This is a genomic window from Phenylobacterium sp. (genome assembly GCF_013911965.1).
Classification (GTDB): Bacteria; Pseudomonadota; Alphaproteobacteria; order Caulobacterales; family Caulobacteraceae; genus Phenylobacterium.
The window spans coordinates 44588-56385 of the sequence record NZ_JACESE010000024.1; the positions used below are offsets into that span (position 1 = coordinate 44588).

General features: G+C 71.8%; 9 protein-coding genes. 4 read left to right on the top strand and 5 right to left on the bottom strand.

Annotated features, from left to right (window positions below; translation table 11 throughout):
- Positions 1 to 9: 9 nt before the first annotated feature.
- Positions 10 to 1806 carry a glycoside hydrolase family 15 protein gene (locus H2041_RS17915; protein WP_293415074.1) on the bottom strand — a complete coding sequence of 599 codons (1797 nt, stop codon included), beginning with the start codon at positions 1804 to 1806 and terminating at the stop codon, positions 10 to 12.
- 150 nt (positions 1807 to 1956) lie between these two features.
- Between H2041_RS17915 and pyk the strand changes: the two genes are divergently transcribed.
- The gene (gene pyk, locus H2041_RS17920; RefSeq protein WP_293415076.1) at positions 1957 to 3378 is read left to right on the top strand and encodes a pyruvate kinase; all 1422 of its coding nucleotides are present in this window, start codon (positions 1957 to 1959) and stop codon (positions 3376 to 3378) included.
- Positions 3379 to 3387: 9 nt separating this feature from the next.
- Here the strand turns inward: pyk and mtaB are convergent, their stop codons facing one another.
- A complete protein-coding gene (gene mtaB / locus H2041_RS17925; RefSeq protein WP_293415078.1) occupies positions 3388 to 4680 on the bottom strand; it encodes a tRNA (N(6)-L-threonylcarbamoyladenosine(37)-C(2))-methylthiotransferase MtaB in 1293 nt (430 codons plus the stop codon).
- On the bottom strand, positions 4677 to 5507 hold the full coding sequence (dapF, locus tag H2041_RS17930; protein WP_293415080.1) for a diaminopimelate epimerase: 831 nt from the start codon (positions 5505 to 5507) through the stop codon (positions 4677 to 4679). The genes mtaB and dapF overlap by 4 nt, the downstream gene beginning before the upstream one ends.
- A gap of 95 nt (positions 5508 to 5602) precedes the next feature.
- On the opposite strand from dapF, the gene H2041_RS17935 reads away from it, so the two are divergent.
- Both H2041_RS17935 and H2041_RS17940 read left to right on the top strand, forming a co-directional pair.
- Entirely contained in the window at positions 5603 to 7696 is a 2094-nt protein-coding gene (locus H2041_RS17935; RefSeq protein WP_293415082.1) for a prolyl oligopeptidase family serine peptidase, read from the top strand.
- 53 nt (positions 7697 to 7749) lie between these two features.
- Positions 7750 to 9540 carry a DUF885 domain-containing protein gene (locus tag H2041_RS17940; RefSeq protein ID WP_293415084.1) on the top strand — a complete coding sequence of 597 codons (1791 nt, stop codon included), beginning with the start codon at positions 7750 to 7752 and terminating at the stop codon, positions 9538 to 9540.
- A gap of 183 nt (positions 9541 to 9723) precedes the next feature.
- Here H2041_RS17940 and H2041_RS17945 read toward each other — a convergent pair whose 3' ends face one another.
- The gene (locus tag H2041_RS17945; RefSeq protein WP_293415086.1) at positions 9724 to 10044 is read right to left on the bottom strand and encodes a multidrug efflux SMR transporter; all 321 of its coding nucleotides are present in this window, start codon (positions 10042 to 10044) and stop codon (positions 9724 to 9726) included.
- Between the two features lie 190 nt (positions 10045 to 10234).
- Here H2041_RS17945 and H2041_RS17950 point away from each other — a divergent pair, with 190 nt between their 5' ends.
- The gene (locus tag H2041_RS17950) at positions 10235 to 10972 is read left to right on the top strand and encodes a hypothetical protein (RefSeq protein WP_293415088.1); all 738 of its coding nucleotides are present in this window, start codon (positions 10235 to 10237) and stop codon (positions 10970 to 10972) included.
- 6 nt (positions 10973 to 10978) lie between these two features.
- Here H2041_RS17950 and phnE read toward each other — a convergent pair whose 3' ends face one another.
- A complete protein-coding gene (gene phnE / locus H2041_RS17955) occupies positions 10979 to 11758 on the bottom strand; it encodes a phosphonate ABC transporter, permease protein PhnE (protein ID WP_293415096.1) in 780 nt (259 codons plus the stop codon).
- Positions 11759 to 11798 lie beyond the last annotated feature (40 nt).

Sequence of the window (11798 nt, forward strand, 5' to 3'; positions counted from 1 at the left end):
CCCGCCCGCCTACCGCACCGCCGCCCAGGGCTTGGACAGCAGGGTGGCGCAGTTGATCAGGCCGACCAGGGAGTAGGTCTGGGGGTAGTTGCCCCACAGTTCGTTCCCGTCGAAGGAGATGTCCTCCGACAGCAGGCCCGCGGCCGTGCGGCGTGTCAGCATCTCCTCGAAGAGATCGCGCGCCTCGTCGCCCCGGCCCGACAGGTGCAGGGCCTCGATGAGCCAGAAGGTGCAGATGTTGAAGGCCGTCTTCGGCTCCCCGAAGTCGTCGGGAATGGCGTAGCGCAGCATGTAGGGCCCGCGGCGCAGGCCCTTCTCCACCGCCTCGATGGTGGCCTTCATGCGCGGGTCGCTGGCCGGGACGAAGCGGACGTCCACCAGCTGCAGCAGGCTGGCGTCCAGCTCCTCGCCGTCGAAGGTGGCGGCGAAACGGCCGAGCTTTTCGTTATAGGCCCGGCTCTCGATGGTCTCGCGCATCTCCTGCGCCCGGTCGTTCCAGTACTTGGCGCGCTCCAGCAGGCCGAGCTGGACGGCGGCGTTGCCCAGGCGGTCGCAGGCCGCCCAGCACATCACCGCCGAATAGGTGTGGATCGCCTCGCGGCCGCGGAATTCCCACAGGCTGGCGTCGGGGGTGGCGTGCAGTTCGTAGGCCCGCTCGCCCACGGGCTCCAGCGCCCGGAAATCCTCCACCGTCGCCGGCCGCAGGAGGCGCTCGTCGAAGAAGGCCTGGACGGTGGACAGGATGATCTGGCCGTAGACGTCGTGTTGCAGGTGCTCGTGCGCCTGGTTGCCGATGCGCACCGGACCCATGCCGCGATAGCCGGGCAGGGCGTGGGCGATGCGCTCCACCAGGCCCGGCTCCAGGCCCACCCCGTAGACCGGCTGGACGTGGCCGCCCTTCTCCTTGTCCACCAGGTTGCGCAGATAGCCGAGATAGTTCTCCAGCATGTCGGCGGCGCCCAGCCGCGTCAGCGCCTGGACCACGTAATAGGCGTCGCGCAGCCAGCAGTAGCGGTAGTCCCAGTTGCGCCCGGACTCGGCATGCTCGGGAATGGAGGTGGTGAGCGCCGCGACGATGGCGCCGGTCTCCTCATAGGCGCAGAGCTTGAGGGTGATGGCGGCGCGGATCACCGCCTCCTGCCATTCCAGGGGCACCGACAGGGTGCGGACCCAGTTGCGCCAGTAGTCGCGCGTCTCGTTGAGCATCCGGCTGGTGGTGGCCGCCACGTCGGCGTCGAAGCCCTCGTCGGGGCCGAGGAACATGGCGATCGGCTCTTCCAGCCGGAACAGCCGCTCCTCGGTGATGTGGCTGACCGGGCAGTTGGTGGTCAGCCGCATGGTGGCCGGCCCGCCCACATAGCGGATGTGGTTGGAGCCGGTGGTGCGCCTGGCGGGCGCCTCGCCCCAGTTGACCGTCGGGCGCAGGCGGATGCGGATCCGCGGCGTGCCCGAGATCGGCCGCACCAGGCGGATAAAGGCGGTGGGCCGATAGACCCGGCCGAACTGCCGGTAGCGGGGGCAGAAGTCGAGGATCTCGAGCGTGTCGCCCTTCTTGTCGGTCAGTTCCGTGCGGACGATGGGCGTGTTGCGCAGGTAGGACTGGCGCACATGGGCCAGGTCCTCGGCCTCGATGGCCCACAGGCCCTGGACGTCCTCCGCGCCGGGGTCGCGGTCCGACAGCAGGGTGGAGAAGAAGGGATCGCCGTCGACCCGCGGCACGCAGCCCCAGACGATTCGGCCCTGCCGGTCGATCAGCCCGCTGGCGGCGCAGTTGCCGACGGGGAAGAGGTCGAGGTTCTGGATCACAAGGCGCCTCCGGCCCCGCCGGCTTGCCGCGTCGGCCGGGTCCCTTTTTACGATGGCTTCGGATGCGGTTTGGTAAGCTGCGTTTCGACCGCCGCCAAGGCGACATCCGGTCATCGGACGTTCGGCCGCACAGTTAGGAACAGAGCCCCCATGATCCGCAACCGTCGCGCCCGGATTGTGGCGACCCTGGGCCCCGCCAGCCGCGATCCGTCCAAGGTGGAGGCGCTCGCCCGCGCCGGCGCCGATGTCTTCCGCGTCAATTTCAGCCACGGGACCCACGCCGACCACGCCCGCGCCATCGCCACCGTGCGGGGCGCGGAGGCCGCCGTCGGTCGGCCGCTGGCCGTCCTGGCCGACCTGCAGGGGCCCAAGCTGAGGCTCGGCCGGTTCGCCGACGACCAGGTGCGCATCCGGCCCGGACAGACCTTCCGCATCGACCTCGACCCCACGCCGGGGGACGCTTCGCGCGTCTGCGCGCCCCATCCGGAGGTGCTGGCGGCGGTGAAGCCGGGCGCGGAGATCCTCATCGACGACGGCCGCGTGCGCCTGCGCGTCCTGCGCCACGGCCCCGACTTCGCCGAGACCGAGGTCACGGTCGGAGAGACCCTGTCCAACCACAAGGGCCTCAACCTGCCGGGCCATCCGATCCCCATTCCGGCGCTGACGGACAAGGACCGCAAGGACCTGGCCTTCGCCCTGGATCAGGGCGTCGACTGGGTGGCGCTCTCCTTCGTCCAGCGGGCCGCCGACATGGCCGAGCTGCGCCAGCTGGTGCAGGGCCGCGCCGCCGTCCTGGCCAAGATCGAGAAGCCGGCCGCGCTGGAGGCGCTGGACGAGATCCTCGACCTCTGCGACGCGGTCATGGTGGCGCGCGGCGACCTGGGCGTAGAGCTGGCGCCGGAGGACGTGCCGGTGGTGCAGAAGCGGCTGATCCGCGCCTGCCGACTGCGCGGCCTGCCGGTGATCGTCGCCACCCAGATGCTGGAGTCCATGACCTCGGCGCCGACGCCCACCCGGGCGGAGGCCTCCGACGTGGCCGGGGCGGTCTATGAGGGCGCCGACGCCCTGATGCTGTCGGCCGAGACCGCGGCGGGCCAGTTCCCGCTGGAGGCGGTGACCATCATGAACCGCATCATCGAGCGGGTGGAGCGCGATCCCCGCTGGCCCGAGCTGATGGACGCCGAGTTCCCGCTGGAGGACGACGACGCCGACGCCCTGGTGGCGGCCGCCGCCCGCGCGGCCGAGCGCTCGGCCATCGCCTGTCTGGCGAGCTTCACCACCACCGGCCAGACGGCGCTGAGGCTCGCCCGCGAGCGGCCCCTGCAGCCGGCCCTGGCGCTGACGCCGCATCTGGGCGTCGCCCGCCGCCTCGCGCTCACCTGGGGCGTCGAGGCCCGGGTGGTCGAACAGCCGACGGATTCGGAATCGCTCGCCAAGGTCGCCACCGACGCGGCCCTCGACCTGGGCCTCGCCCCGCCCGGCCAGCGCATCCTGATCCTCGCCGGCCTGCCCATGGGTTCGCCGGGCGCGGCCAACATCCTGCGCCTGGCCCACACGCCCCGGCGGCGTTGAGGGCGGCGGCTATTCCGCCGCCAGCAGGGCCGGAGTCACCGCGCGGGCCTTGCCCTCGGCGTGCCCGACGATGGAGAGCGGCGTGATCTGGCCGACCTGCGCCTCGCCCTCGAAGGCGATCTCGGTGAAGTCCGGCGCGCGGGCGAGGCCCGGCCGCTCGACCAGAGCGTCGAGGGTGCGGCCCACCTGACGCGCCAGATGCCGGTCGAGGGCGGCCTCGCCGGCCTGGCGGAGCGCCGCGGCGCGGGCCTTCACGACGCTGCGCGGCAGCTGCGGCATGCGCGCGGCCGGCGTGCCGGGCCTGGGGCTGAAGGGGAAGACGTGCAGGAAGGAGAGCCCCGCCTCCTCGACCAGCCTCAGCGTGTTGGCGAACATCTCGTCGGTCTCGGTGGGAAAGCCGGCGATCAGGTCGGCGCCGAAGGCTGTGTCCGGGCGCACGGCGCGCACCTCCTCCACCAGCCGCAGGGCGTCGGCCCGGCTGTGGCGGCGCTTCATGCGCTTGAGGATCATGTCGTCGCCCGCCTGCAGCGACAGGTGCAGATAGGGGGCGAGCCGTTCCTCCTCGGCGAACAGGCGCAGGAGGTCGCGGTCGATCTCCGCCGCGTCGATCGAGGACAGCCGCAGGCGCGGCAGGTCCGGGACGAGCTTCAGAATGCGCCCGACGAGCTGGCCCAGCGTCGGCTCGCCCGGCAGGTCGGCGCCCCAGCTGGTCACGTCGACCCCGGTCAGCACGACCTCGCAATAGCCCTCGGCGGCCAGGCGGCGGACCTGCTCGACCACCTCGCCGGCCGGCGCCGAGCGGGAGTTCCCGCGGCCATAGGGGATGATGCAGAAGGTGCAGCGATGGTCGCAGCCGTTCTGGACCTCCACATAGGCCCGCGCCCGGTCCTTCAGCCCGTCGATCAGATGACCGGCGGTCTCGCGCACGCTCATGATGTCGTTGACCCGGACCTTGCCCTCGGAAGGGCTGGCGGCCGGCCGCTCGGCATAGGCGCCGGCCGCGGATTTCTCGGCGTTGCCCAGGACGAGGTCGACCTCGTCCATGGCGGCGAAGGCGGCGGGGTCGATCTGGGCCGCGCAGCCGGTGACGATCACCTTGGCGCCCGGCCGTTCGCGGCGGGCCTTTCGGATCGCCTGGCGGGCCTGGCGCACGGCCTCGTTCGTCACCGCGCAGGTGTTGAAGACGATGGCGTCGGACAGCCCGTCCTCCGCGGCGCGGGCCCGGATGACCTCGCTCTCATAGGCGTTCAGCCGGCACCCGAAGGTGACGATGTCGACGCCCTTGGGATCGGCCCCGCTCACGGCAGCACGCCGGTGAAGTCGACGCTGGCCGGGCCGGTCATGATCACGTGGCCGTCGCTCTCGCGCCACTCGATGGTCAGGTCGCCGCCGTCCAGCTCCAGCCGCGCCACACGGTCGGTGAGGCCCCGGCGGGCGCAGGCGACCAGGGCGGCGCAGGCGCCGGTGCCGCAGGCCTTCGTCAGGCCTGCGCCCCGCTCCCAGACGCGCAGCCGGATGTGGTCGCGGGCCTTCACTTCCGCGAAGCCGACATTGACGCCTTCGGGGAACAGGCGGTGATGCTCGATCATCGGGCCGACCTCGCGCACGGGGGCGGTCTCGATGTCGTCGACGAAGAAGACGACGTGCGGATTGCCCATGGAGACGCAGCCGGGCGTGTGCAGCAGGGGCGCGTCGATGGGGCCGACCTGCAGCTCGACGCCGCGGGTGTCCATCGGCTCCTCGAGCGGGATCTGCGTCCAGTCCAGACCCGGCTCGCCCATGTCGACGGAGACGAGGCGGTCGCCGGCCCGTCGGGTGCGCAGGATGCGCTCGCCCACCTCCAGCACGGCCTCGTCGCGGCCTGTGGCCTCCATGACCAGCCAGCCGACGCAGCGCGAGCCGTTGCCGCAGGCGCCGACCTCCTCGCCGTCGGCGTTCCAGAAGCGCACGCGCACGTCGGCGCCGTTGGTCGAAGGCTCGAGCGAGACGAGCTGGTCGCAGCCGATCCCGCGCTCGCGATCGGCGATCGCGCGCACCTCCTCCGCGCTGGGCGCGAAGGGGGTTTCCCGGGCCTCGACCACGACGAAGTCGTTGCCGAGCCCGTTCATCTTCAGGAACGGACGGCTCATGGCCGGCGACATATAGGCGAGAGCGGTCGCAAAATCATCATGCGCGCGCGAGCGGGGGAAGACAGATCCTGCCCCGCCGATCTAGGAAGGACGGCATGAAAGCTGTGCTGCCCGCGCTCTGCGCCGCCATCCTCTTCCCCGCCGCGGCGATCGCGGCCGAACCCGTGCTTCCCACGATCGACGGTCCCGACCCCTTCCAGTGGCTGGAGGCGGTGGACGGCCCCCGGGCGCTGGCCTGGGTGAAGGCGCAGAACGAGAAGGCGCTGGCGCGCCTGACCGGCGATCCGCGCTACCCGGCGCTGCTGGCGGAGGCCCGCGCCATCTTCACCGCTGAAGACCGCATCGCCACGCCCGCCTTCCGCGCGGGCGGGGTCGACAATCTCTGGCAGGACGCCGAGCATCCGCACGGCCTGTGGCGCCACGCCAGCCGGGACAGCTACCTGGCCGGCGCGCCCGACTGGCGGGTGCTGATCGACGTGGACGCGCTGGGTCAGGCCGAGGGCCGCAACTGGTTCTTCCACGGCGCCGACTGCCGCAAGCCGGATGAGGCCGTCTGCCTGGTCGATCTCTCCGACGGCGGCGGCGACGCGGTCGAGGTCCGCGAGTTCGACACCCGCAGCGGCGCCTTCGTCGACGGCGGCTTCCACCTGCCCGAGGGCAAGCAGAGCGCCGCCTGGCTCGACGCCGACACCCTGCTGGTCGCCCGCGAATGGACGCCGGGCGAGGTGACGGAATCCGGCTACGCCTATGTGCTCAAGGAGCTGAAGCGCAGCGGCGAGACGCGCGAGCTCTTCCGCGGCGAGAAAACCGACGTCTCGGTCTCCCCCATCGTCCTGCGCGGCGAGGGCGGCCGGGCCGAGGCGGTGATCGCCCGCCGGGGGATCACCTTCTACGAGAGCGACTTCATGCTGCTGACCCCGGAGGGCCCGCAGCGCATCCCCCTGCCCAAGAAGGCCGAGTACGAGGCCTATGTGGACGGCCAGGCGGTCTTCTCCCTGCAGGAGGCCTTCGGCGACCTGCCGCAAGGCGCGCTCGTCGCCTTCGACCTGGCCGCGCTGAAGGCCGCCCCGGCGGCCGCCAAGGCGCAAGCGATCTTCGCGCCCGGACCGCGCCAGGCGGTCCAGACGGCGGGCGCCACCGACGGAAAGCTGATCGTCGCCCTCCTGGAGGACGTGAAGGGCGCCGTCGACGTGTGGGACTTCGAAGACGGCCGCTGGACCTCGGCCCGCCTGCCCCTGCCCGCCGACGCCAACATCACGCTCACCGACCTGGCGTCCGAGGACGACGCCCTCTTCGTGAAGGTGGAGAGCTTCCTTGAGCCCACCAGCCTGTGGTTCGCCGACGCTTCGGCCATGAGCGCCAAGGTCGCGCGCGAGCTGCCGGCCCGGTTCGACGCCTCGACCCACCTGGTGGAGCAGTTCTGGGCCGCCTCGTCGGACGGGACGCAGATCCCCTATTTCGTGGTCCGGCCGAAGGCCGCGGCCCTGGACGGCCAGATCCCGACCCTGATGTACGGCTATGGCGGCTTCGAGATCGCCAAGCCGCCCATCTACATGCCCGAGGCCGGCAAGCTCTGGATGGAGAAGGGCGGCGCCTATGTGATCGCCAACATCCGCGGCGGCGGCGAATTCGGCCCCGCCTGGCACCAGTCGGTCCTGCGGGAAAAGCGCCAGCTCGCCTTCGACGACTTCGCCGCCGTGGCCCGCGACCTCTTCGCGCGACAGATCACCTCGCCGGAGCATCTGGGCATCTATGGCCGCTCCAACGGCGGCGTGCTGACCAGCGTCTCGATGACCCAGCATCCGGAACTGTGGAACGCCGTGGTGATCGAAAGCCCGCTGATCGACATGCTGCGCTATCACAGGCTGCCGGCCGGCGCGTCCTGGATCGGCGAATATGGCGACCCGGAGGTTCCGGAGGACCGCGCCTTCATCGCCCGCTACTCGGCCTATCAGAACCTCAAGCCCGGCGTGGACTATCCGGAGCCCTACATCACCACCAACACCCGCGACGACCGGGTGCATCCCGGCCATGCGCGCAAGTTCGCCGCCGCCCTGGAGGCGATGGGCTCGCCCTACATCTATTTCGAGAACACCTTTGGCGGCCACGCCAACGACGCCGATCCGGAGCTGAACGCGCAGCGCTGGGCCCGCCACTACGTCTATCTGATGCAGAAGCTGATGGACTGACGGCGCGCGTCCGGCCGACAGTATCGCCACAGCACCGGTTCGAGGCCTTTCCCATGTCCCTGCTCCTTTCCCGCCGCGCCCTGATGGCGCTGGGCGCCGCGGCGGTCCTGCCGCTCTCGCAGGCGCGCGCCGCGCCGACGCCGGCGACCAGCCCGGCCGACGCCGCCTTCGACGCGCTCGGCAAGGACTGGCTGGAGACCAGCGCCAGGCTTTCGCCCATCTGGGCCACGGCCATGGGCGACCATCGCTACGACGCGCAGGTGGACGACCTGTCGCCCGCCGGCTGGGCGGCCAAGGCGGCGGCCTCGGCGGCCCTGCTGGCCCGGCTGGAGGCGATCGAGACGAGCGCCCTGTCGCGCGACCGGCAGGTGGACGCCGCCCTCCTGCGCAACAGCCTGGCGGGCGACGTGTGGTCGGCCCAGACCCTGCAGGCGCACGCCTGGGACCCGCTGATCCACAACGAGATGGCGGGCGGCGCCCTCTACAGCCTGATCGCCCGCGACTTCGCGCCGATCACGGCCCGGCTGGCCTCGGCCACGGCGCGGATGGAGGCCTATCCCGCCCTGCTCGCCGGCACGCGCGCGACGCTCGTCCCGGCCCGCACGCCGAAGATCCACGCCCAGACGGTGGCCGGCCAGAATGCGGGCCTGGTCAGTCTGGTCGACCTGCTGCTGGCCGAGGCGGACGCCCTCTCGGGACCGGAGCGCGCCCGGCTGCAGGCGGCCGCGGCGACCGCCAAGGCGGCCATCGCCGAGCACCAGGCCTGGATCGACGGGACCCTCGTTCCCCAGGCCGCAGGGGAATGGCGTCTGGGCGCCGACCTCTACGACGCCAAGCTGCGCTTTGCGCTCAACAGCTCGCTCTCCCGCGCCGAGATCAAGGCGGCCGCCGAGCAGGCGCTCGCCGACATCCGCAGCGAGATGTACGGCCTGTCGCGCGAGGTGCTGGCCGGCCGCCCCGAAGCCCCCGCCCTGCCCGAGGCGCCCACGGACGAGGAACGGCAGGCCGCCATCGCCGCGGCCATGGAGTTCGTCTATGCCGACCGCGCCACGCCTGAAACCCTGGTGGAGGTCTGCGAGGCCAAGCTGGCCGCAGCCATCGAGTTCGTCGCGACCCACCCCATCGTCACTCCGCCCACCGAGCCGGTGGAGCTGGTGCTGACGCCGGAGTTCCAGCGCGGCGTGGCCGTGGCCTACTGCGATCCGCCCGGTCCGCTCGATCGCGGCCTGCCGACCTTCTACAAGATCTCGCCCATCCCCGAGGACTGGACGGCGGAACAGGCCGATTCCTTCCTGCGCGAATACAACAACTGGACGCTGGAGGGTCTGACCACCCACGAGGCGACGCCGGGCCACTACCTGCAGCTGGCCCACTCCAACCGCTATCCCTCGATCCTGCGCTCGGTGCTCTGGTCGGGTCCCTTCGTGGAGGGCTGGGCCTGCTACGCCCAGGACGTGATGGTCGAGGCCGGCCACCGCGACGGCCATCCGCTCTACCGCCTGGCCAATCTGAAGTTCCTGCTGCGGGTGGTGGCCAACGCCCTGCTCGACATCGGCGTCCATGTGGAGGGCTGGGACGAGGCGCGCGCCATGCGCCTGATGACCCACGACGCCTTCCAGCAGGAGCGCGAGGCGGCCGGCAAGTGGACGCGGGCGCGGGTCTCCTCGGCCCAGCTCCCCACCTATTTCGTCGGCTGGCGCGAACACTGGGCGCTGCGGCGCGAGGCGCAGACCAAGGCGGGCGCGGCCTTCGACATGAAGGCCTATCACGACCAGGTGCTGGGCTATGGCTCGCCGCCGGTGCGCTTCACGCGGCAGCTGATGTTCGACCTGCCGATCGCCTGAGGGCGCTCAGCCGCGCGGGGCGGTCCACAGGCCGCCGAGCCGCCCGGCGCGGACGGCGAGGATCAGGTGGAGGAGCTGGCGGAGCCGTTTCACCGCCCCAGCGCACGAGGGCCGCGGCCGGCCGGCAAATCCCATCGGCCGCCGCGCCGCACTTTCCGGCGGGCTGCCTTGCGATGAGGCGCCTCAGGCGCTGCTCGACAGCTTCATCAGCACCAGGCCCGAGACGATGAGCCCGGCGGCGGCCAGCCGCATGGGGTTGGCCGGCTCGCCCAGCACGACCAGCCCGACCAGGAAGGCGCCCACCGCGCCGACGCCGGTCCAGACGCCGTAGGCGGTCCCGAGCGGCAGGCTGCGCATGGCCATGGCCAACAGGCCGAAGCTGGCGGCCATGAAGGCGAAGGTCCCGAGGGTGGGCCAGAGCCGGGTGAAGCCGTCCGACTGCTTCATCAGGAAGGCCCAGACGACCTCCAACAGTCCGGCGATGAGGAGAAGGATCCAGGCCATCGGGCGCCTCTTTCGAAGATCGCCGGGCCGTCCCGGGCGGAAGCCGCTCGCGCGGTGAGGTCGTGGCCTCAGGGCGCCCAGATATGCGGCGCCGGCGGGGCGTTCAAGAGCCCGTGTCCGCCGCGGCTGAGCCGAAGCACGCCCATGCGCGTTGCGGGAGGCGACCGTTCTTTCGCCGCCGAAGAGCCCCGTGCCCGATCTCGCCACCCTGCTGCTCATCGCCCTGCTGCCGGCCGCGGGCACCCTCGCCGGGGCCCTCGTGGCCGAGTGGCGCCAGCCGCCGCCCTGGCTGACCGGCGCGGCCCTGCATGCGGCGGCCGGCATCGCCGCCGCGGTGGTGGCGGTCGAGCTGATGCCGCGCGCGGTGGGCCGCGGCGAGCAGTGGCTGCTGGCCATCGGCTTCATGGGCGGGGCGGTGGCCTCCATCCTCCTGATGCGGACCACGGGCTGGATTCGGGGACGGCTCGGCTCAGGCGAAGGCCGCGCTGGGCTTTGGGGGGTCTACGCCGCGGTCGCCACCGACCTGCTGATCGACGGTCTGACCACTGGGGCCGGCTCGGCGGTTTCCGGCAGCCTCGGGCTGCTGCTCGCGCTCAGCCAGGTGGCGGCCAACATTCCCGGCGGCTTCGCCGTGACCGCCAATTTCCGCGCCGCCGACGTCCCGCGGTCCCGCCGCCTGATCGCAGCCTGCGCCTATCCTCTGACTCCGGTGGCTGGCGCAGCGGCGGGCTACCTCGTCCTGCGCGGAGCGGGCGACGTCACCATGGCGCTGGCCCTGTCCTTCTTCGCGGGCCTGCTGCTTCTCGCGACCATCGAACAGATCGTGCCCGAGGCCGACAAGCCCGGCGCCCCCTTGCGCATTTCCAGCCCCGCCTTCGCGGCGGGCTTCATCCTGCTGATGCTGATGTCGGCCTATCTGGACGTCTGAGCGGCCCTACAGCAGCCGCGAACGGATCGCCTGGCTGAGCAGGTCGATGAGCGTCACCGCCACCACGATCACGAGGGCGATGGCCGCGACGCGGGAATAGTTGAAGCTGTTGAGGCTGTCGAAGAGGATCTGGCCGATGCCGCCGGCGCCGATGAGGCCCAGGATGGTGGCCGCGCGGCTGTTGGATTCGAAGCGGTAGAGGGCGTACGAGGTCCACAGCGGCGCCACCTGCGGGACCACGCCCCAGGCGATCTCCTGCAGCGGGTGGGCGCCGGTGGCGCGCACGCCCTCGACCGGGCCCTTGTCGATGGATTCCACCGCCTCGGAGAACAGCTTGCCCAGCACCCCGCCGGTGTTGAGCGCCAGCGCCATGACGCCCGCGAAGGGGCCCAGGCCCACGGCGACCACGAAGACCATGCCGATGACCAGGTCGGGGACCGAGCGCAGCACGTCCATCACCCGGCGCACGGGCCACTGGATGGCCGGCGGGGCGATGTTGCGCGCCCCCATCAGGCCGAGCGGAATGGCGAGCAGAACCGCCAGCGCCGTACCCCACATGGCCATCTGGATCGTCAGCCACATCTGGGCGACGTAGAAGGGCAGGAGCTCGAAGTCGGGCCTCAGAAAGGCCTGGCCGAACAGGCGCATGTTCTCCGAGCCGGTGAACAGGCGCGGGAACTTGGCCATCTCCGCCGGCCCGAAGCTGATCGCCAGGACGAGCGCGATGCCGCCCCACAGGAGAACGTCGAAGGCCCACTGGCCTGCAGGTCGGGCGGGGGGCTTCAGCGGGGCGGCGGGCGCGGCGTCGGTCACGGGGGCGGGCGTC